The sequence below is a fragment of the Flavobacterium sp. 9R genome (assembly GCF_902506345.1).
Taxonomy (GTDB): domain Bacteria; phylum Bacteroidota; class Bacteroidia; order Flavobacteriales; family Flavobacteriaceae; genus Flavobacterium.
This window is the reverse complement of sequence record NZ_LR733413.1, coordinates 2,814,076-2,834,749: the sequence shown is the minus strand read 5'-3', so window position 1 is coordinate 2,834,749 and position 20,674 is coordinate 2,814,076. Positions and strand designations below refer to the sequence as shown.

The following is a 20,674-nucleotide window of genomic DNA, read 5'->3' as shown; positions in this document are numbered from 1 at the left end:
TGTTACTCTATTGTTTCTATTCTAAAACCTACGTCGGTAATGCCATCCAAATTGGATACACCAGGCACTTTGCCGTTTTCTCTCAAAGCTTGCTTGATGTATACTTTGAATTGTCCGTTAAATCTAACTTTTTCTTTATAAAAAAGTTTGCTTTCTTTTAAATCCGTAAAGCCATTGCCTAACAAAGTCCCGTCAGGGTTGGCCATTTGGTATTCTAAAGTATCTACTTTGGTGAAGCCATTTTTTTGTTCCATAGCCACAATCAAAAAGATATTATTGAATTTATAATCGTCATTGGCTCTCAAATTCACAAACAAATTGTATTGTTTTGTTGAGTCCAATGCAGGCAAATCGAAGGAAACAATACTGTCTTTGTTCCAACCGCTGCCTACTGTTTTGTATTCGTCAAAAACTCTTTTTTTGTCGCAGGCCAAAAAGAGTAAGACAACAGCAAATAAGATGCAACTATTTTTTATCCCCATTTTTAGTAATTATTATAGGTTTTCTTGGCTCGTTGGTTGGAGCATTACCTTGCTTTTTATCATTGGCATTACCTCGATTTTTGTTGTTGTGAGGTCTTTTTTTGTTGCCATTTTGAGCAGCAGGTTTATTAGGTGCTATAGCTGGTGCAGCAGCTACATTTGCTGGTGCGGCAACGTTTGGCTTGCGTTTTTTCGAAGGTCTTTTCTTGGCTTTGGGCTGGTCAAAACGAGTTAAACTCTCTTGTCCCATAGCGTTATTAAAGTTTTTCTCTGGTTCGGCTACCACTTCTATAGCATAGTCCTCTAACGATGAAACTTTGTTTTTTAGTTTGTTTTCGGCAATGATTTCGTGTACTTGTTCAATTTTAAGCACGTGCCAATTGGCAAAATTATTCGTGTAAGCAAACCACATTAAGCCTTTGAAAATATCTTGTTTTTGACAGATAGCATCTCCTTTTTCGGTCACTAATTTGGTGTCGAAATTTGGAAAATGTTTCAAGGCATCCATATAGGTGTCGAGCTCATAATTCAAACAACACTTTAATTTCCCGCATTGTCCTGCTAGTTTTTGTGGATTCAAAGACAATTGTTGGTAACGTGCTGCTGAAGTATTCACACTTCTAAAATCGGTCAACCAAGTAGAACAACATAGTTCTCTTCCGCAAGAACCGATTCCTCCTAAACGAGCGGCTTCTTGACGGAAACCTACTTGTTTCATTTCGACTCTTGTGCTGAATTCTTTGGCAAAATCCTTAATCAACATTCTAAAATCTACACGGTCATTGGCTGTGTAATAAAAAGTTGCTTTGGAACCATCACCTTGAAATTCAATATCCGAAATTTTCATTTCTAATTTATGCTGAATGGCCAATTCACGAGCACGAACTTTCATTGGTTCTTCTTTATCTCGAGCGGCAGACCAAATATCGATGTCTTTTTGAGAGGCTTTTCTATAGATTTTTGGAATTTCAGTTCCGTTAGGATTGACTCCTTTTTTCTTCATTTGAATTTTTACCAACTCGCCAGTTAGCGTCACAATTCCGATATCGTGACCAGGTGAAGCTACCGTTGCCACGATGTCTCCCATGCTTAAAGTTAGTTTTTCGGTATTGCGGTAAAATTCTTTTCTGCCGTTTTTGAAACGTACTTCGACACAGTCAAAAGGCGCTTCGCCATTGGGTAAACTCATGTTCGAAAGCCAATCAAAAACGGTTAATTTGTTGCAGCTATCGGTGCCGCAAGTCCCATTATTTTTACACCCCTTTGGTGCGCCACCATCGGAAGTTGAACAACTTGTACAAGCCATAATTATATTGTAGTGTTGCCAAAAAAGCAACTTGAGTTCTTACTTAAATTTAATCGGTAAAGATAGTATTTTTTAATTGTATGTTACAACGGTAAAAAAACGCATTCCTTCTTAAAATTATACTAAAATAATTGGGTTTGTGGGCACTTTGATTTAATCTCAACAGAAATTCTAGAAGAATAAAAGGATTTAGCAGTAAAAAAGGTAAGAGACGGCAGAAGTTTTAATTGCAATTCTATTTGTGATTCCAAAATGATTATGTTTTTGAACCATTTTAGAAGATATAAATTTGGGTCAAAAATAAAAACCACCACAAGAAGGATTGTGATGGTTTAGGTTATTGCATTTATGATTGTTCTTAAAGAAGCGGATTGTGGCTCTTTAGCCCCGATAGTAGTGGAAATCCTTTGTGGGCTGGGGTTCAGCCCGCAAAGATTGCAACGGATAGCGGGACCATTGTTCCTTAAAAAAGCCTATTTTTTCTGCTCCTAAAAACAGTTAGAGGCTAGGTTTCTTTGACCGAAATAATTTTTACGGGACAAGCCTTTGCGGCGAGTTCGCAACTTTCTACGATGGTGTGATCGGGCGATTTTAGGGTGTAAAAACCTTTGGCATTGACACTTTTGATGAGCACCGATTTACCGTCTTTTTTGGACATTTGAAACTGAACGGGCGCCATTTCTACGCAGTAATTGCAACCGATGCATTTGTCTCTTTGCAGGGTGATGATGACCATTAGGCTTCTACTATTTTGTATAATTTGTCGGACATTCGGATTCTGAAAGGCAGTTTGAGGGTGCAATCGTCTCCTTTGGTAGCGCGCTCTGCCGAGGTATCGTTGACAAACATTTCTTCGATAACCATTTCTTGTGCGCCAGTGCTTGGACCCGTTACTAGAATTTTATCGCCCACTTTGATATCGTAGGCTTCGATTTTGAATTGACCAATTTCGGCTTTGGGGAAAAAATGGGTGCCTTTGCCTACATAGACTTTCTTTTGCGTAGCTACAGAACCTGAAACATCGCTCCATTCGCCTAATTCTTGTCCTAAATAATAACCCGACCAGAATCCGCGGTTGTACACGGTGTTCAAAGCTTCCATCCAAACGGCGATTTTGTCTTTGGAGAACGTGCCGTCATAGTAGGCATCAATTGCCTCTCGATAAGTTTTGATTACGGTAGCCACATATTCTGGAGCGCGGCCACGACCTTCGATTTTGAGGACTTGGATACCCGAATCAATGACTTGGTCTAGGAAATCTAGGGTGCATAAATCTTTGGGCGACATCATATACTCGTTGTCCAATTCGATTTCGAAACCCGTTTCTTGGTCGATTACGGTATATTTTTTACGGCAATTTTGTTTGCAAGCACCACGGTTGGCTGAGGAGTTATGCGAATGCAGACTCAAATAGCATTTACCCGAAACGGCCATACATAACGCTCCGTGACCAAAGATTTCAATCTCAACCAAATTTCCGTTAGGGCCTTTGATTTGTTCTTTTTCGATTTGTTCGGTGATTTTTTTTACTTGACGTAAACTCAATTCACGACTCAACACCATAGTATCGGCAAAAAGGCTGTAGAATTTGATGGTTTCGATATTGGTCACATTCAATTGTGTAGAAATATGAACTTCCATCCCCACGCTTCGAGCCATTGCAATTACGGCTTGGTCGGAAGCAATCACCGCAGTGATGTTAGCTTCTTTGGCTTTATTGATTAAAGTTTTGACCACAGATAAGTCGTGGTCATAAATGATGGTGTTTAAGGTCAAGTAACTTCGTACGTTTTTGGCTTCGCAGCGTTTGGCGATTTCGGCCAAATCATCCATAGTGAAGTTTACGGAGGCGCGGGCACGCATATTGAGTTGTTCTACTCCAAAATATACGGAATCACATCCATTATCTACGGCGGCTTGCAAGGATTCGAAATTCCCGGCAGGCGCCATTAATTCTATTTTGTTGTTTGTTGTCATTGTGTATATTATTTTGACACAAAATTCACAGATTAATTTGTGAAATCTGTGTCCAATTTATTTTGTAGAGTGAACCTTGTCAACGTTTTGAACTTTGACAAAGGTGATGGATGAAAGTTTGGAAAAACTATTTTAAAATTTTATACAATGTATCAGATAAACGTACTCTGAAAGGTACTTCAAATGTTACTTTGTCGCCAGGTTGTGCGACCGTTTTTTCGATGCCGTTGACTAACATTTTTTCGAGTACAAGTTGTTCGTTTCCTGTAGTAGGACCCGAAATTAAAATGGTATCGCCTAATTGTAGTTCATTATTTTCAATAACGAAAAGAGCAACTTGCGCTTTTACAAAGTAATGTTCGGCTTTGCCTAAAAGTGCTTTTTTGATTTTTATTCTTTGACGAATTTTGGCTGGAGTTGTGGCAACTGCCAATGGTGTGTCCGAAAGCTCGCCTGAATGCTTGAAGGGTAATTTATCTGATTTTCCTTTTCGGAAGACTTTGTTGCCAACTTGGATGCCTTTTCTCAACTTTACTTGCTCAACTAATGGCAACTTGATGATGTCTAAACATTCGTTTGAACAACAATTTTGCATAGCTTCTTTGCATTCATCACATTGAATGAACAACAAATGACAGCCAACATTTTCGCAGTTGGTATGATTGTCGCAAGGTTTTCCACATTGGTGGCATTGCGAAACGATATCGTCTGTGATGCGCTCACCCAAACGATGGTCAAAAACGAAATTCTTTCCGATAAATTTACTTTCTAGATTTTCTTCTTTGATTTGCTTGGCGTAGTTGATGATACCTCCTTCTAATTGGAAAACGTTTTTAAAACCTTGGTGCTTGAAGTAAGCCGAAGCTTTTTCGCAACGAATTCCTCCAGTGCAATACATCACTAGATTTTTATCTTCTTTAAAGTCTTGTAATTGTTCGTTGATGATAGGCAACGATTCGCGAAACGTTTCCACATCAGGAGTAATAGCGCCTTTAAAATGACCGATTTCACTTTCGTAATGGTTTCTAAAATCGACTACAATCGTATTGGGATCTTCTAAGATGTCATTAAATTCTTTGGCTTTTAGATGTACTCCAATATTGGTTACATCAAAGGTTTCGTCGTTTAATCCGTCGGCCACAATTTTGTCACGCACCTTTACAGTGAGTTTCAAAAACGAATGATCATCGTGTTCTACGGCTACATTCAAGCGAATGTTGCGCATAAATTCATAAGCTTCTAGCGTTTCACGAAAGGCTTCTAAATTTTCGGCAGGGACAGACATTTGCGCGTTGATTCCTTCTTTGGCTACATAGGTTCTACCTAGTGCATCCAGTTTATTCCATTCGATAAACAAATCGTCGCGAAATTTTTTGGGATCTTCAATTTTGGCATACGCATAGAAAGACAACGTGAGGCGTTGTTTTCCGGCTTGGTCAATAAGCTCGGCTCTTTCTTCTGCGCTTAAGGTGTTATACAGTTGCATGCTATAAACGTTAAGTGAGAAATAAATTAGGAACTCTAATTGGAAGAATTCGGGTGCAAATGTAATACTTTTTTATGGATATTAGTTTGACTAAATAGTATGTACTTGATAGTCAGTGTTTTTTTCTGATTTTTTTATCAGATAAATAAAAAGGTTTTATAAAAAATGTTAAATTTACTAGAAATCATTTAACATAAAAATTATGGATACCACATCTAAACCTAATTTTTTCTGGGTGCTTATTGTTTTTTTAAGTCTGTTTAGTTCTTGTAAAAAAGAAGAAAAGCAAGCGCCACCGCCTATTCCAGCTCCGTTTATTACAGTTGTCGCAAAAGATGTTCCTATTTACAAGGATTTTGCCGCGCAAACCTTTGGAGATTTAGACATTGTGCTGACCGCTAGAGTGGACGGAATTTTGACAGGTATTCATTTTAAAGAAGGAGAGAGAGTGCGAAAAGGGCAATTGTTGTACACCATTGACCCATTAGAATATGATACCAAAGTAGAACAAGTAAAAGGACAAGTGGCTACCTCACAAAGTAATCTCGTCAATGCAGAGGAAGAGCTGAAAAGAATTCGCCCGCTAGCTGATATGAACGCAGTTAGTAAACGTGAATTGGACGCCGCTGTTGCTAAAGCTAAGGCGGCACGTTCTAATTATGAAAGTACTCAAGCTTCGTTACGCAACCAACAATTGGAGCGTAGTTATTGCAATATACTTTCGCCAATTGATGGAGTTATAGGAATTAGTAATGCTAGAGTTGGTGATTATATTTCAAGAATCGGTAATTCTTCTAAACTAAATACGGTTTCTAGATTAGACAAAGTAAGGGTTAGATTTACCATCAGCGAAGCCGAGTTTTTAGATTATCGCAAGAAGAAAAGCTTAAGTAAAGATAATGCTGCCAACGATATTGAGCTTTTGCTTTCTGACGGAAGTGTTCATCCCTACAAAGGAGTTCTGAATTTTGCTGACGCCAAAATCGACCCTACCACAGGAACAATGACTATTGAAACAACTTTCCCTAATCCTGACAATAATTTGCGCTCTGGTCAATTTTCAAAAGTAAGAGCTTTGATTGAAAATCAAAAAGGAGCGATTGCCATTCCTCAAAAAGCAGTAACCGAATTACAAGGAATTTTTCAGGTATTCATTATCGATAATGAGAATAAAATTCAGGTTCGTATTGTTGAGGTTGGTGCCAAAGTGGGTCAAGATTGGGTAATCAACAAAGGCTTAAACGTGGGAGATAAAGTAGCCATTGTGGGTAGTTTGTTCATTCAGCCGGGCTCAGTAGTTACGCCAGTTCCTTATTCACCAGAAACTAAAAAAGCACAATAGTTATGGATAATTTTTTTGTAAGAAGACCCATCGTTGCAATTGTATTATCCATTTTTATGGTAATTATTGGAGGGCTCTCGATTCTCTCCACACCAATTGCTCAGTACCCAGAAATAGCGCCTCCAATTGTACAAATTCAAACGAGTTATAGAGGAGCAAATGCGCTAAATGTAGAGCAAGCCGTAGCTACTCCAATCGAACAAAAAGTAAACGGGGTAGAAAATATGCTGTATATGCAATCTACCAATACCGGTGATGGAAGTATGTCATTATCGGTTACTTTTGATATGGGAACCGATTTGGATAATGCCACAATGTTGACTCAAAACCGAGTAGCATCAGCGACTTCAACCTTGCCAGTTGATGTGAAAAACACAGGGGTAACGACCAAAAAATCCTTGTCAATGCCTTTGTTGTTGTTTTCTATTTATTCTCCCAATAACACGTATGATTCTAATTTTTTAACCAATTATGCTAACATCAACATTGTGGATGCGCTTTCAAGAATCAAGGGTGTTGGTGAAGTAGTAATTTTTGGAGGGAGTAATTATGCGATGAGAATTTGGGTGAAACCCGATATTTTGGCCAAATACAAATTGACGATTCCCGACATTATGAATGCCATCAAAGAGCAAAACTCAATTGCTCCAGGTGGAAAATTTGGCGCACCACCAGCCGAAGACGGAAATGAATTCACGTATAACGTTACTTTAAAAGACCGTTTAATCGACATTGAAGATTTTGAAAATATCATACTAAAGTCCAATATTGGCAATCAACAAGTCCGATTAAAAGACGTAGCAACTGTTGCTCTTGGTACAGAAAGCTATGCGTCAAAAGGTGGCTTAAATGGAAAACCAGCAGGAACTATCGGAGTAAAACAAATGCCAGGTTCTAATGCGCTCGAAGTAGCAGCGGAGTCAAAACGCGTAATGGACGAATTGAGCAAAAAGTTTCCGCAAGACCTTAAATATACTACATCTCTTGATACTACTTTGGCCATTACCGAAGGGATAAACGAAATTATGCACACGCTTTTAGAAGCTATCATTCTGGTAATTATAGTAGTGTTTATCTTTTTGCAAAATTGGAGAGCCACCATTATTCCTTTGCTTACAGTACCTGTTTCCTTAATTGGGGTATTTATGTTGTTCCCGCTTTTAGGGTTCTCTGTGAATGTACTTTCCTTGTTAGGTTTGGTACTAGCGATAGGTATTGTGGTCGATGATGCGATTGTCGTAGTCGAAGCTGTAATGCATCATATTGAGCACGGATTGTCGCCAAGAGAGGCTACCAACCGCGCGATGAAAGAAGTTTCGGGACCTGTAGTAGCTATAGCGGTGGTGTTGACGGCCGTTTTCATCCCAGTGGCGATGACACCCGGAATTACAGGTCGTTTGTACCAACAGTTTGCAATCACAATTGCTATCTCTGTGGTATTTTCAGCCATAAGTGCTTTAACTTTAAGTCCAGCTTTGTGTTCTATTTTATTAAAACCCAATCAAGAAGCTACAGGTTGGTTAGGTCGTTTTTTCAAGGCATTCAATCGAAAATTTGATGCTTTTACGGGCAAATACACCGGTCTCACAGGTTTTTTGATTAAGAAAACCGTTCGCAGTTTTATATTCATAGGGATAATTGTGGGAGCCATTATACTGCTTGGCAGTAAAATACCAGGTGGATTTGTTCCAGAAGAAGACCAAGGGTATATGTTTATCAATGTTGAATTACCAGGCGCTTCTTCTTTGCATCGAACCGAAGCAGTTTGTAAAAAAATCGAAGCCATTTTAGGAAAAACAGAAGGAATCGAATATTACACCACAGTAGCAGGATTTAGTTTGTTGAAAAACTCTATGGCTACCAATAATGGTTTTTTCTTTATCTCGTTGAAAGAATGGAAAGAGCGAGAGCAAGATGTGTTTCAAATCATAAAAGAGTTAAACGGAAAATTAGTGTATGCTGTACCAGAAGCCACCGCTTTTGCATTTGGTCCACCTCCTATTACGGGAATTGGAAATGCGGCTGGATTTACCATTATGTTACAAGATAAGGGAGGAAAAACGCCTCAATATTTGTTTGAAAATGCCCAACGTTTTATGGCCGAAGCTAGAAAACGTCCTGAAATAGGTAGTGTTCGAACTACGTTTAACCCGAATGTTCCTCAAATTAGTCTGGATATTGACCGAGAAAAAGTAACCGAACTCAATTTATCACTATCGGATGTGAATATCGCCATTGGAGCCAGTTTGGGAGGACAATACGTAAATGAGTTCAACAGATTTGGGCGACAATACATCGTTTTGATTCAGGCGGCTCCAAGCTTCACCTTGAATCCGGAAGACATCAACAAAATCTTTGTTCGTAACAGAGACAATATTATGATTCCTATTTCGAGTATTGCCACGATAAAAAAAGAGAGCGGACCCGAGTTTACTACTCGTTTCAATTTGTACCGAGCAGCTGAAATTGGAGGAACACCTGCCGAGGGTTATACTTCTGCAGAAGCTCGTCAAGCGTTGCAAGAAACTGCCGAAAAAATTCTTCCAGCAGATATGGGGTACGAATGGTCTGCGATGAGTTATCAAGAAAAACAAGCTGAAGGGAAAGGAGCCACTGTTTTTATTATGGCTATTTTGTTTGTGTTCTTAATCTTAGCGGCTCAATACGAAAGCTGGAAGCTGCCGTTTAGTGTATTGTTAGGTACACCTTTTGCTGTGTTTGGCGCCTTCTTGGGATTGTATTTGTGCAAGTTATTTAGTCCTGATTATGTGAACAATGTTTTTGCTCAAATTGGACTGGTAATGCTCATTGGACTGGCGGCCAAAAATGCCATTCTGATTGTCGAATTTGCGAAAGCTGAATATGAGAAAGGAGTTCCTTTAGTAGAGGCAGCTTTAACAGCTGCTAAGTTGCGATTCCGACCCATTTTAATGACGGCTTTTGCTTTCATTCTTGGTGTGGTTCCATTGTTAACTGCTTCAGGAGCGGGAGCTCAAGCCCGAAAGGTAATGGGAATGACCGTGTTTAGCGGAATGCTTGTAGCTACAATTTTAGGAGTCTGTTTTATTCCCGTTTTATTTGTGTTTATTGAAGGTTTCGGAAAAAAGAAGACCTCCGAATCAAATGTCGAACCTACTAAATCGATTAGCCATGAGGAATAAATATAAAATAGGATTACTGTTGCTTACGCTGTCTTTTTTGCCAATAAGTTGTTTGGTAGGGCCAAAATATAAAGCACCAGAATTGCAAGAATCAATGCAATATAGAATGGCACAAACAGCAGATACCACTGCTTCTATTCTAAATGTGAAATGGTTTGATATCTTTAATGATGAGGTTTTAAAAGGCTTGATTACCAAAGGAATTCAAAACAATTATGATTTAAAAATTGCCATTTCAAGATTGGACCAAGCCAAAGCCAATTTAGGATTTACCAAAGCCAATGTTTTACCCACTTTTCAATATTCTGGAGGCGTAAACACGGCAGAAACTATATTTCAGCCTTCTACTTTGGTGGCAAATATGTCTTGGGAAATCGATTTTTGGGGAAAACTAAGACACGAAAATAGAGCCGTTCAAAATGAGCTTTTGGCTACCGAGGAAGCGAGAAAGACTGTAATGGCAGGATTAGTAAGTGATATTGCCACCGCTTATTTTCAGTTGAGGGATTTAGACAATCAACTAGAAATCACGAAACAAACGTTGAAGACACGTCAGGATTCCTATGTAATCATTACCGACCGTTTTAAAAGTGGTTATACTTCAGAATTGGATAAAGTGCAAATAGAACAACAAGTTGCTATTGCCGAAGCTGCCATTCCAAATATCAAAAGACAAATCACCGTTTTAGAAAACACGATTTCCATTTTGATTGGACAAATGCCAGCACCTATAGAAAGAGGAAAATCCAACAAAGAGCAATTGATGGTAACCAATTTGCCTTTGTCGATTCCGTCGACTTTGTTGCAAAACAGACCTGATGTAAAAAGAGCAGAATTACAATACATAGCAGCTCACGAGCGCATTGGAGTAGCGCAAGCGATGCGTTTTCCTTCATTCAACATTGCGGCTTTTGCAGGATTTGCTAGCGCAAAAGTGGGTGACTTATACGATAGTGGTTCCTATAATCAAAATGCTTCGGCAGGAGTGGTCGGTCCTATTTTTCAATTTGGAAAAAACAGAAGACGTGTAGAAATTAACCGTCAAATAGCAGAGCAATCTAAACTCAATTATCAAAAAACATATCTAGTTGCAGTTGGAGAAGTTGAAAACGCTATTCAAAACGTTACCACCTTTAAGGAAGAATTTGAAGCAAGAAGCCGTCAAGTTGCCGCTGCAAAAAAGAATTATGAATTATCCTATGCACGTTATTACAATGGTTATGTTTCTTATCTGGAAGTTTTGGATGTGCAGCGTTCTTTGTTCGATGCAGAAATTAGTTTGTCACAATTGTCGCAACGTCAATTAACCGCTATGGTTCAGTTATACAAAGCCTTAGGCGGAGGTTGGAATTAAAAAATATAGAGCATAAAAAAACATCCGAATATGGATGTTTTTTTATGCTCTATAAAATGATACGATTAGCAATATTCGTTAAAAGCATCTTTTAAGTTGTCTGCAATCATTTCTGCTGGACGACCTTCGATGTGATGACGCTCTAACATATGCACTAATTCTCCGTTTTTGAACAAAGCCATAGAAGGCGATGATGGAGGAAAAGGAAACATATGTTGTCTAGCAGCATCAACAGCTTCTTTGTCAACACCAGCGAAAACAGTAATTAAATGGTCTGGTTTTTTTGCACCATCTAAACTCATTTTAGCTCCTGGACGTGCATTTCTTGCAGCACACCCGCATACAGAATTCACAACTACTAATGTTGTTCCTTCTGCTTTTATAGCAGCATCTACTTCTGCTGCATTATGTAAATCTTGGAAACCAGCAGCAGTTAATTCTGCTTGCATCGGTAAAACCATATCTTGTGGATACATATTTTTTATTTTTAGTTAACTGAATTAAGGCGCAAAGTTACAAAGTTTGCCAAAAAATTATAAGAACGAATTATAAAGTTTTGTTATAGTTACTGCTAATTAATTTATCGTTTCTCCGTTAGTAACTCCCTCCGCATCTGGATTAACGAAAACCAATTTCCCTTCTGCATTAGAAGTCATCAAAATCATACCTTGGCTTTCTACGCCACGTAAATTTCTTGGTGCTAAGTTTACCAAAACAGTTACTCGTTTTCCAATGATATCTTCGGGTTTAAAACTCTCTGCAATTCCTGAAACGATGGTGCGTACATCAATTCCTGTATCTACTTTTAGAATCAATAATTTATTCGCTTTTGGCATTTTTTCGGCTTCCAAAATAGTTCCTACACGAATATCCATTTTGGCAAAATCTTCAAACTGAATCAATTCTTTCTGTGGTTCAGCTTTTTTATTTTCAGCACTATTAGCCGTTTTCGTAGCTTCTAATTTGTCGATTTGCTTTTGAATCGCTTCGTCTTCAATTTTAGAGAAAAGCAATTCTGCTTCGCCAATTTGGTGACCTGCAGGTAGTAAATTCCAATTGTCAAAATCTAAATTCCAATTATTGACATCGATGTTTAGCATACGTAACAATTTTTGTGACGTAAACGGTAAGAATGGCTCACAAAGTGAACTCAAAGCAGCCGCAATTTGCAAGGCTACATACATTTGCGTTTTGGTACGTTCTGGATCGGTTTTGACCATTTTCCAAGGTTCTTCGTCTGCCAAATATTTATTTCCTAAACGCGCTACATTCATCATTTCGCCCAAGGCTTCTCTAAATCGGTATCTCTCGATAGAACTTGAAATCACCGCTGGATAAGCTTTCAATTCTTCTAAAGTTTGCTCGTCTACTTCAGACAATTCATTTGGCGTTGGAACAATTCCGTTGTAATATTTATTCGTCAACACTACCACACGATTGATGAAATTTCCAAAAATGGCTACCAATTCGTTGTTGTTTCTAGCCTGAAAATCTTTCCAAGTAAAATCGTTGTCTTTGGTTTCTGGAGCATTCGAAGTCAAGGCATAGCGCAACACATCCTGCTGATTTGGGAATTCTTCTAAATATTCGTGCAACCAAACAGCCCAGTTTTTTGAAGTTGATAATTTATTTCCTTCTAAGTTCAAAAACTCGTTTGCTGGAACATTATCAGGCAAGATAAAACTGCCTTCCGCTTTTAACATTGCTGGGAAAATCACACAGTGAAAAACGATATTGTCTTTTCCGATAAAATGTACCAATTTGGTGTCTTTGTCTTTCCAGTAAGGTTCCCAATCTTTACCTTCTCTGGCGGCCCATTCTTTGGTAGATGAAATGTAACCAATTGGGGCATCAAACCAAACGTATAATTTTTTTCCTTCGGCACCTTCTACAGGAACATCAATTCCCCAGTCTAAGTCACGAGTTACCGCACGAGGTTCTAATCCGCCGTCAATCCAAGATTTTACTTGACCGTATACGTTAGGTTTCCAATCATTTTTATGGCCTTCCAAAATCCATTCCCTCAAAAACGCATCATAACGATCTAGAGGCAAGAACCAGTGTTTGGTCGATTTCAAAATAGGTGTTTCTCCCGTAATGGTTGATTTCGGATTGATTAAGTCGGTAGCGTTTAATGTAGACCCACATTTTTCGCATTGATCACCGTAGGCTTCTTCGTTACCACATTTTGGACAAGTACCTACTACAAAACGATCGGCCAAAAACTGATTGGCTTTGGCATCGTATAATTGTTCGGTAATTTCTTCGATAAAATCACCTTTGTCGTATAATTTTTTGAAGAATTCAGAAGCCGTTTTGTGATGAATTTCCGCCGAAGTTCTAGAATAATTGTCAAATGAAATTCCGAAATCAGCAAATGATTTTCTAATGATTCCATCGTATTTATCAATCACTTCTTGAGGTGTAATCCCTTCTTTTTTGGCTTTCATCGATATAGCCACGCCGTGTTCATCACTTCCGCAAACAAACACAACATCCCTTCCTTGCAAACGCAAATAACGTGAATAAATGTCCGAAGGCACGTAAACTCCCGCCAAATGCCCAATATGGATGGGACCGTTAGTGTAAGGCAATGCTGCTGTAATGGTATATCTTTTTGGATTCTGCATCTTGATTCTATTTTATTGAGTGCAAAAATAAGATTTTTTATGATAGGACGTAGAGTCAAGTCGTGACTTGTCTGTGCTCTATGCAAAAAAGAAGATTTGAAAACCGAAAAACAATTTTAATTTTATGACCTTTGATGCCAAAACAAAACAAATTATGAGCAAGACGAAACTAACAATTAACAAAAACGGATCTATAAAAATTGAAGGGGATTTTGAAATAGTAGATCAAGACGGAAATGTTTACGGACTAGAAGGAAGAACTGCTTTAGGTTTATGCCGATGTGGTTTGTCATCGAATAAGCCTTTTTGTGACGGTTCCCACCGCAATAATTTTGAAGGCGAATCTAAAGCATTTGATTTACCTCCAATGAAGAAAAATTAGATTCAATAAACACTAAGGTTATGGCTAAGGGACCTGAAAAAAACACCAAAAACAAGGCGTTGCATACCAAATTGCTCAATCGGAAGAAAGCTAAATTGCAAGAAGAAAAAAGAGAAAAAGCCTTGCGATTAAAAGCTTTGGTCGCCAAAATGAATGCTCAAAAAAGAACAGACGAATCGGATAGCAATAATATCAAGTAACAGATGAATTTTTAATTACATTCAAAATCAACTTTTTATTCGAAATTTGTCGTCAATTGCTTTAAAAACTAATCCATATGGAATTCGGTAAAATCATTATTTCAGAAACCGCTGCAGCAAGCGAAAACCCTCAAGACGTTATCAACTCTAATATTTCAGTAATCAATTTGATGAGAGAAGAAAAAGTCGATGACGATTTAATTCACGAAGACGCCTTAATGAGTTATTATTTAGATTATTATACTTCACAATATACCGAAGGAAATTTTGCTCAATTCGTCTACAATTCACGATGGAATATAGAATTAAACGAACTTATTGAGGAAGGCCTGCAATTGTTAGGTGCTCACAATCATTTAGCACTATTTCAAAAGCAATGCAAAAAAGTACAATTAATGAGTAGCGTAAAGCGCGAAAAATTCTTCAAAAGCAAACTAGAAGGTGTAAATCCAATTAGAGACCTACTCAACAATGATACTTTTTTTGAAATAGAAGAAAACTTAGTGGCTTTAAATGCCCATTTTTTAAAATCTCATCCCAATACCGAAATACTTACAGTAGATGAAATGTTTGCTGTTTTAGAAGAATTTGTAGGACACGAAATCAAAAGGTCTTAATCCAAAAAAAGCCATTCTTTACGAATGGCTTTTATAAAATTGTTTAATAACAATTAGAATTTATAAGTGATTCCAATTTTGGCACCACTTGTAGCGTTACCTCCGCCACCTTCGATGTTAATTCCGAAATTTTTATTGAAGAAATACCTTCCTCCAATTTGTACGCCAAGTCCAATATCTGAATCTTCGGTACCATTATAATTTCTATCATCGTAGTTAAAAATATAATAGTTCAATCCCAATCCACCATAAAAATCCCATTGGCTAGGAATATTTAATACTTTATTGAAGTGGTAGTTAACATTTGCACCAAGACCAGTTACAGAATAGTCGTAATATGTTCCTGCATAACGCTCATTGTGCGTGCGGTAAGATAATTCTCCACCAACTGTAAAGTTACTACCTACACCATAGTCAAGACCTACATAAACTGGAGTTCCCCAACCAGAAGTTCCTATTCCGGCATTCAATTGTACTCTCCCATTTTCTAAAGGAGCTTGTGCAAAAATAGTAATTGCTGAAAAGCAGAAAACTGCTAAAAAAAGAATTTTTTTCATTGTAATGGTTTAAAAGTTCGCGGCAAAAATAGACTATTTAAGCTATTTTCTTAAGTTTCTTAATGTTTTGACTTTTTGAAATTTGTAATACATTTATTATGAGACTCTTGCATTTGTTAAAAAAAGTCAATGTTTTAATTGTAATTTAAAAACTACAAGACAATATTAATAACACCAACTATATTAAATCTTCTGTATGAATTTAATCATAAATTAGGCACTTTAAAAAATAGTATTATCTTTACATTCTTATTTAATTATTCATTATAAAATATTGTATTTCAGTTGTTTAATGTTAGTGATAGCAAAATGAAAAAATTTATAAACGCACTCTTTTGGTGTATTGTGGTTAGCACACAAGTAAAAGGACAAGGAGCTATATCTAATGATTGGGTGGCATTCCGTCAAACCATTGATATTCAAACCAAAGCAAAAAAGAAATTCAAAGTAGTTGCATCGGTCAAAGTTGAAACAAATGAACCGAAGGCATGGGCTGGAATTTGGTCAAGAGTTGATAACAAAAATGACGAAATGGGTTTCTTTGATAATATGGGAAATCGACCCATCAAATCCAATACTTGGCAATCTTATACTATAGAAGGAACCATTGAGGAGAATTCAAAAGCACTAAATTTTGGAGGCTTGTGTTCGTACAACGGTAAATTCTATTTTGACAAATTCGAACTTTTCATAGAAAATGCCAAAGGCGTATTAGAACCCTACACTATTATGAATGCTAGTTTTGAAATGCCTCTTAAAAATGGAGAAATTCAAAAATGGGAATTTGGAACTCGAAAAGGCAAGATTACAAAAGTCAAAGAATATAGCACAAAACTAGATAAAAGTGCCGCTGCTGGGAATACTAGCTTGCTTCTTGAAGGTACTGGAATTGTAATTAAAGAAACCGGTAAAATAGGAAATGTTGAAGGAGCATCACCTCAAATAGGTGCGATGATTTCTATGCTTGAGGATTTGAAAGACAGAGTCGAACGCACTGTAAAAAATATGAATCAGTACGAAATTGATTATTTGCACGATGAAAAAGCCAATAGAATAGGTTCGCTAATTATGCATTTGGCTGCTGCCGAAAAGTACTATCAAGTACTAACTTTTGAGAATAGAGATTTTACACCCGAAGAACAAGCTAAATGGGGTACTGCCTTAGACTTAGATAAAGGAGGTCGTGATGAATGGAAAGGACATGATGTGCAATACTATTTAGATATTTATACTCAAGTAAGAAATAAAACCATCGAGGAACTAAAGAAAAGAGATGATGCGTGGTTCAATCAGCAAGTGATGAAAGAAGAAGTAACCAATCATTACTGTTGGTTTCATGTAATGGAGCATCAATCCAGTCATTTGGGACAAATCTTGTTTCTAAAAAAACGAATTCCACCCCAAAAAGAAGTCATTTTAGAACAGAAGATTAAAAATTAAATCCCTGTCATTTTTTTAAAAAAGAAAACCTTCTTTGAACATAAATCAAAGAAGGTTTTTTTATGAATCCAAATCGAAAAACCTTTTCCTAAAACTTTGTCTATTACTTATCAAACATTTCCTTAAATTTGTGGGCGCAAATAGCCATAAATACAAGAGTTAAAAACAAAACTATGTTACAAATCGCATTTATTAGAGAGAATCAAGAAAAAGTAATCAACGCTTTAGCCAAAAGAAACATTGATGCTAACAGTATTATAAACGAAGTGGTACAATTAGACGAACAACGTCGCGCTACTCAAGTGGCTTTAGACAACACTTTATCTGAATCTAATAAATTGTCCAAAGATATTGGTGATTTGATGAAAAGTGGTGAGAAAGCAAAAGCTGCTATTCTTAAAGAAAAAACAGTTTCTTTAAAAGAACAAAGCAAAGAATTGGCAGAAAAAGCAGATGCTTTGGCTGAAGAACTGACTCAAAAATTATATACCTTACCTAACCTTCCTGCGGATATTGTTCCGAACGGAAAATCGGCAGATGATAACCTGAATGTTTTTCAAGAAGGTGACATTCCTACGTTGCACGAAGGGGCTTTGCCACATTGGGAATTGGTAAAAAAATACGACATCATCGATTTTGAATTGGGTGTAAAAATCACCGGTGCGGGATTCCCTGTTTACAAAGGAAAAGGAGCCCGCTTACAACGTGCTTTAATCAATTATTTTTTAGATAAAAACACAGCTGCAGGTTACAAGGAAATGCAGGTGCCACATTTAGTAAACGAAGCTTCAGGCTACGGAACAGGTCAGTTGCCAGACAAAGAAGGACAAATGTACCACGTTACTGTTGATGATTTGTACTTGATTCCAACAGCTGAGGTTCCTGTAACCAATTTATTTAGAGATGTTATCGTAAGTGAAAACGAATTGCCAATTTTATGTACCGCTTACACCCCTTGTTTCCGTCGTGAAGCAGGTTCTTATGGGGCACACGTACGTGGATTAAACCGTTTGCACCAATTTGATAAAGTAGAAATTGTTCGTATCGAACATCCAGAAAAATCATACGAAGCTTTGGATGGTATGGTAGAACATGTAAAAGATATTTTGCAGGAACTAAAATTACCGTACCGAATTTTGCGTTTGTGCGGAGGAGATATGGGATTCACTTCGGCATTGACCTATGATTTTGAAGTGTTTTCAACTGCACAAGACCGTTGGTTAGAAATTTCATCTGTATCTAACTTTGAAACCTTCCAAGCCAACCGTTTGAAATTACGTTTCAAAGACAAAGACGGAAAAAATCAATTGGCACATACCTTGAACGGAAGTTCTTTGGCTTTGCCAAGAGTTTTGGCTGGAATTTTAGAAAACTACCAAACTCCAGAAGGAATTGTAATCCCAGAAGTATTACGCCCGTATTGTGGTTTTGATATCATTGACTAGTACTGGTAATTTATTTTAACCACAAATTCGCAAATTTATTTTTTATTGTAATAATAGAATAATTTGCGAATTTGCGGTTATATAGTTTATCTTGGAGAAATTAATATTTAGTGAAAATCGAATAATGAAAAAACTCTTTCTACATATCGCGCTGTTTTTTTCATGGATTTGTTTTTCGCAAAACGAACAATTGGCTCAATATTTTTATGAAAAAGGAGATTTTGAAAAAGCCAAATTAGGGTACGAAGAATTACTCAAAAGTATCCCGCAAAACTCCCAATATTTTCTCAGAACGGTAGATTGTTACCAGCAATTACAACAATTTGAACTGGCAGAAAAAACAATTCAAACGCGTTATTCTAAATACAAACAAGCTTTTTTATTAGTCGAAATAGGCTATAATTGGCAGTTGCAAAAAAACGAAGCCAAAGCCAAAAGTTATTATGAACAAGCGCTAGAAAGCATTCGCAAAAATCCTAACGAAGTTTATGGTATAGCCAATGCCTTTGAAAAAAAAGTGATTTTAGAATACGCAGTAAAAGCTTACCAAACCGCGGCTCAATTAGACCCGACCTTTAACTTCAATTATCAAATGGCGTTACTTTATGGGCAATTGGGCAAAACCGATTTGATGATTACTACATTTTTGGATGAAGCTTTTATTAATCCGCAAAATTCGAATTTGATTCAGCATCAATTGTCTCGTTATATGTCGGATGAGAGCGATACCTCATTTTCTGATTCTTTAAAAAAAGCATTGATTTTGCGTACTCAAAAAGACCAAGACATTTTCTGGAATCAGTATTTGAGTTGGTTTTACGTACAACAGAAAGAATTTGGCAAAGCCTTTATTCAAGAAAAAGCCATTTACAAACGCAATCCAGAATCCTTAGCAGAAATTGTAAGCTTGGGACAAATGGCCATTGAGGAAGACCAAACCGAAGCGGCAACCGAAATTTTGGGCTTTGTTTTAGAAAACACCAAGGATTTGGAAACGTTGATACAAGCCAATACGTACTTAATCGAAATGAAATTGGCCAAAGCAAAACCTGCTGATTTTATTGCCATTGACACACAGCTAAAAGCCTTGTTACAAGAATTTGAAATCAATCCGTTTACACTGAAATTGCAATTAATACAAGCACATTTTACGGCTTTTAGTTTAAAAAAACCTGAAGAAGCAAAAGCAATTATTAATAAAGCACTGACGCTACCGTTAAACGATTACCAAATTGCCGACACCAAAATGGAGTTGGCCGATATTTTTTTATTTGAAGAAAAATACAACCAAGCTTTGCTGTATTATTCCCAAATTGAATTGGATTTGAAGAACGATGTAATGGCGCATGAAGCCAGTTTAAAAGCAGCAAAAACAAGTTATTTTAAAACCGATTTTGACTGGGCGTTGAAGCAATTTAAAGAATTAAAATCTGCCAATACACAATTGATTGCCAATGATGCTTTGGAATATTTTTTATTAATTAATGACAATACCGTTGCCGATTCTACTCAAACGGCTTTAAAGCAATTTGCCAAAGGAGACTACTTGATGTATCAAAAACGCAACGATGAGGCAATTGCTCATTTCCAAAAGATATTACAGCAGTTCAAAGGGCAAGAGATAGAAGCGGCCACCCTATTACGATTAGGTAAACTGTATGAGACAACTGGCAATTATACTCAGGCCTTACAGCAATATCAGGCGATAATTGCTCAACATAGTGATGGCATTTACATCGATGAAGCCTTGTTTTTTGCAGCGGAACTGTACGTGAAGTACCTAAACGACCCCGAAAAAGCGAAGCCACTTTATGAAAAAATGATTTTTAACCATCAAGACAGTATTTACTTCGTTGAGGCAAGGAAAAAATTCAGACAATTAAGAGGCGATAAGAATTTGTAAAAGAGTTTAATCGTTGATTCGGTTAACCGATTAAATCAACGATTAAACAATTAACCGATTAAACAACAAAAGATGATTATATACAACGTTACCATCAATATTCACGAAAGTGTACACGACAAATGGATGATTTGGATGCAGCACAAGCACATTCCAGAAATATTAGCGACAGGCAAATTTACAAATGCAAGAATGGTTCGCGTTTTGGTCGAAGAAGAAATGGGAGGACTTACTTATTCAGTGCAATACACCACAGATAGCAGAGAAACATTGCAAAAATATTATCAAGAAGATGCACCCGCTTTGCGTGAAGAAGGACTCAAATTATTCGGCGATAAAATGCTAGCATTCAGAACCGAATTAGAAGTGATTTCGGAACATTAAAAACGATA

General features: G+C 37.2%; 18 protein-coding genes. 10 read left to right on the top strand and 8 right to left on the bottom strand.

Annotated features, from left to right (window positions below):
• Positions 1-2 precede the first annotated feature (2 nt).
• The 5 genes from FLAVO9AF_RS12610 to FLAVO9AF_RS12590 all read right to left on the bottom strand — a co-directional run bounded on the left by FLAVO9AF_RS12610 (position 3) and on the right by FLAVO9AF_RS12590 (position 5,251).
• Entirely contained in the window at positions 3-482 is a 480-nt protein-coding gene (locus tag FLAVO9AF_RS12610; protein ID WP_159689341.1) for a gliding motility lipoprotein GldH, read from the bottom strand.
• On the bottom strand, positions 466-1,788 hold the full coding sequence (locus FLAVO9AF_RS12605) for a regulatory iron-sulfur-containing complex subunit RicT (RefSeq protein ID WP_159689338.1): 1,323 nt from the start codon (positions 1,786-1,788) through the stop codon (positions 466-468). Before FLAVO9AF_RS12605 ends, FLAVO9AF_RS12610 begins: the two co-directional genes overlap by 17 nt.
• 505 nt (positions 1,789-2,293) lie before the next feature.
• On the bottom strand, positions 2,294-2,524 hold the full coding sequence (locus FLAVO9AF_RS12600) for a ferredoxin (protein WP_024980634.1): 231 nt from the start codon (positions 2,522-2,524) through the stop codon (positions 2,294-2,296).
• On the bottom strand, positions 2,524-3,765 hold the full coding sequence (locus tag FLAVO9AF_RS12595) for a peptidase U32 family protein (protein ID WP_159689335.1): 1,242 nt from the start codon (positions 3,763-3,765) through the stop codon (positions 2,524-2,526). The genes FLAVO9AF_RS12600 and FLAVO9AF_RS12595 overlap by 1 nt, the downstream gene beginning before the upstream one ends.
• Positions 3,766-3,892: 127 nt before the next feature.
• Positions 3,893-5,251 carry a rhodanese-related sulfurtransferase gene (locus tag FLAVO9AF_RS12590; RefSeq protein WP_159689332.1) on the bottom strand — a complete coding sequence of 453 codons (1,359 nt, stop codon included), beginning with the start codon at positions 5,249-5,251 and terminating at the stop codon, positions 3,893-3,895.
• 202 nt (positions 5,252-5,453) lie between these two features.
• On the opposite strand from FLAVO9AF_RS12590, the gene FLAVO9AF_RS12585 reads away from it, so the two are divergent.
• Genes FLAVO9AF_RS12585 through FLAVO9AF_RS12575 form a run of 3 tightly spaced genes read left to right on the top strand, consistent with a single transcriptional unit; the run spans position 5,454 to position 11,108 of the window.
• Entirely contained in the window at positions 5,454-6,593 is a 1,140-nt protein-coding gene (locus FLAVO9AF_RS12585; RefSeq protein ID WP_159689329.1) for an efflux RND transporter periplasmic adaptor subunit, read from the top strand.
• A gap of 2 nt (positions 6,594-6,595) precedes the next feature.
• Positions 6,596-9,754: an efflux RND transporter permease subunit gene (locus FLAVO9AF_RS12580; protein WP_159689326.1), complete on the top strand. Its 3,159-nt coding sequence runs from the start codon at positions 6,596-6,598 to the stop codon at positions 9,752-9,754.
• Positions 9,744-11,108, top strand: a complete 1,365-nt coding sequence (locus FLAVO9AF_RS12575; RefSeq protein ID WP_159689323.1) for an efflux transporter outer membrane subunit — start codon at positions 9,744-9,746, stop codon at positions 11,106-11,108. Before FLAVO9AF_RS12580 ends, FLAVO9AF_RS12575 begins: the two co-directional genes overlap by 11 nt.
• A 65-nt stretch (positions 11,109-11,173) precedes the next feature.
• Here the strand turns inward: FLAVO9AF_RS12575 and FLAVO9AF_RS12570 are convergent, their stop codons facing one another.
• The gene (locus tag FLAVO9AF_RS12570) at positions 11,174-11,584 is read right to left on the bottom strand and encodes a BrxA/BrxB family bacilliredoxin (protein WP_159689320.1); all 411 of its coding nucleotides are present in this window, start codon (positions 11,582-11,584) and stop codon (positions 11,174-11,176) included.
• A gap of 99 nt (positions 11,585-11,683) precedes the next feature.
• The gene (gene metG, locus FLAVO9AF_RS12565; RefSeq protein WP_159689317.1) at positions 11,684-13,738 is read right to left on the bottom strand and encodes a methionine--tRNA ligase; all 2,055 of its coding nucleotides are present in this window, start codon (positions 13,736-13,738) and stop codon (positions 11,684-11,686) included.
• 154 nt (positions 13,739-13,892) lie between these two features.
• On the opposite strand from metG, the gene FLAVO9AF_RS12560 reads away from it, so the two are divergent.
• From FLAVO9AF_RS12560 to FLAVO9AF_RS12550, 3 genes are all read left to right on the top strand, one after another.
• A complete protein-coding gene (locus tag FLAVO9AF_RS12560) occupies positions 13,893-14,120 on the top strand; it encodes a CDGSH iron-sulfur domain-containing protein (protein WP_159689314.1) in 228 nt (75 codons plus the stop codon).
• A gap of 20 nt (positions 14,121-14,140) precedes the next feature.
• The gene (locus FLAVO9AF_RS12555) at positions 14,141-14,320 is read left to right on the top strand and encodes a hypothetical protein (protein WP_159689311.1); all 180 of its coding nucleotides are present in this window, start codon (positions 14,141-14,143) and stop codon (positions 14,318-14,320) included.
• A 77-nt stretch (positions 14,321-14,397) separates the two neighbouring features.
• The gene (locus tag FLAVO9AF_RS12550) at positions 14,398-14,937 is read left to right on the top strand and encodes a DUF4375 domain-containing protein (protein WP_159689308.1); all 540 of its coding nucleotides are present in this window, start codon (positions 14,398-14,400) and stop codon (positions 14,935-14,937) included.
• A gap of 53 nt (positions 14,938-14,990) precedes the next feature.
• Here FLAVO9AF_RS12550 and FLAVO9AF_RS12545 read toward each other — a convergent pair whose 3' ends face one another.
• Complete coding sequence (locus FLAVO9AF_RS12545; protein WP_159689305.1) at positions 14,991-15,494, bottom strand: outer membrane beta-barrel protein; 504 nt, start codon at positions 15,492-15,494, stop codon at positions 14,991-14,993.
• Positions 15,495-15,803: 309 nt separating this feature from the next.
• On the opposite strand from FLAVO9AF_RS12545, the gene FLAVO9AF_RS12540 reads away from it, so the two are divergent.
• The 4 genes from FLAVO9AF_RS12540 (at position 15,804) to FLAVO9AF_RS12525 (ending at position 20,666) form a co-directional block, all read left to right on the top strand.
• Positions 15,804-16,934, top strand: coding sequence for a DinB family protein (locus FLAVO9AF_RS12540; RefSeq protein WP_159689302.1), 1,131 nt, complete (start codon positions 15,804-15,806; stop codon positions 16,932-16,934).
• Positions 16,935-17,107: 173 nt separating this feature from the next.
• Positions 17,108-18,379: a serine--tRNA ligase gene (serS, locus tag FLAVO9AF_RS12535; protein ID WP_159689299.1), complete on the top strand. Its 1,272-nt coding sequence runs from the start codon at positions 17,108-17,110 to the stop codon at positions 18,377-18,379.
• Positions 18,380-18,503: 124 nt separating this feature from the next.
• Entirely contained in the window at positions 18,504-20,282 is a 1,779-nt protein-coding gene (locus FLAVO9AF_RS12530) for a tetratricopeptide repeat protein (protein ID WP_159689296.1), read from the top strand.
• Positions 20,283-20,354: 72 nt separating this feature from the next.
• Positions 20,355-20,666, top strand: a complete 312-nt coding sequence (locus FLAVO9AF_RS12525; RefSeq protein WP_159689293.1) for a DUF4286 family protein — start codon at positions 20,355-20,357, stop codon at positions 20,664-20,666.
• Positions 20,667-20,674 lie beyond the last annotated feature (8 nt).

Excerpts from the sequence above, each read along its gene's own strand:
- FLAVO9AF_RS12610 (WP_159689341.1), bottom strand. The coding sequence starts at position 482 with ATGGGGATAAAAAATAGTTGCATCTTATTTGCTGTTGTCTTACTCTTT.
- FLAVO9AF_RS12605 (WP_159689338.1), bottom strand. The coding sequence starts at position 1,788 with ATGGCTTGTACAAGTTGTTCAACTTCCGATGGTGGCGCACCAAAGGGG.
- FLAVO9AF_RS12600 (WP_024980634.1), bottom strand. The coding sequence starts at position 2,524 with ATGGTCATCATCACCCTGCAAAGAGACAAATGCATCGGTTGCAATTAC.
- FLAVO9AF_RS12595 (WP_159689335.1), bottom strand. The coding sequence starts at position 3,765 with ATGACAACAAACAACAAAATAGAATTAATGGCGCCTGCCGGGAATTTC.
- FLAVO9AF_RS12590 (WP_159689332.1), bottom strand. The coding sequence starts at position 5,251 with ATGCAACTGTATAACACCTTAAGCGCAGAAGAAAGAGCCGAGCTTATT.
- FLAVO9AF_RS12585 (WP_159689329.1), top strand. The coding sequence starts at position 5,454 with ATGGATACCACATCTAAACCTAATTTTTTCTGGGTGCTTATTGTTTTT.
- FLAVO9AF_RS12580 (WP_159689326.1), top strand. The coding sequence starts at position 6,596 with ATGGATAATTTTTTTGTAAGAAGACCCATCGTTGCAATTGTATTATCC.
- FLAVO9AF_RS12575 (WP_159689323.1), top strand. The coding sequence starts at position 9,744 with ATGAGGAATAAATATAAAATAGGATTACTGTTGCTTACGCTGTCTTTT.
- FLAVO9AF_RS12570 (WP_159689320.1), bottom strand. The coding sequence starts at position 11,584 with ATGTATCCACAAGATATGGTTTTACCGATGCAAGCAGAATTAACTGCT.
- metG (WP_159689317.1), bottom strand. The coding sequence starts at position 13,738 with ATGCAGAATCCAAAAAGATATACCATTACAGCAGCATTGCCTTACACT.
- FLAVO9AF_RS12560 (WP_159689314.1), top strand. The coding sequence starts at position 13,893 with ATGAGCAAGACGAAACTAACAATTAACAAAAACGGATCTATAAAAATT.
- FLAVO9AF_RS12555 (WP_159689311.1), top strand. The coding sequence starts at position 14,141 with ATGGCTAAGGGACCTGAAAAAAACACCAAAAACAAGGCGTTGCATACC.
- FLAVO9AF_RS12550 (WP_159689308.1), top strand. The coding sequence starts at position 14,398 with ATGGAATTCGGTAAAATCATTATTTCAGAAACCGCTGCAGCAAGCGAA.
- FLAVO9AF_RS12545 (WP_159689305.1), bottom strand. The coding sequence starts at position 15,494 with ATGAAAAAAATTCTTTTTTTAGCAGTTTTCTGCTTTTCAGCAATTACT.
- FLAVO9AF_RS12540 (WP_159689302.1), top strand. The coding sequence starts at position 15,804 with ATGAAAAAATTTATAAACGCACTCTTTTGGTGTATTGTGGTTAGCACA.
- serS (WP_159689299.1), top strand. The coding sequence starts at position 17,108 with ATGTTACAAATCGCATTTATTAGAGAGAATCAAGAAAAAGTAATCAAC.
- FLAVO9AF_RS12530 (WP_159689296.1), top strand. The coding sequence starts at position 18,504 with ATGAAAAAACTCTTTCTACATATCGCGCTGTTTTTTTCATGGATTTGT.
- FLAVO9AF_RS12525 (WP_159689293.1), top strand. The coding sequence starts at position 20,355 with ATGATTATATACAACGTTACCATCAATATTCACGAAAGTGTACACGAC.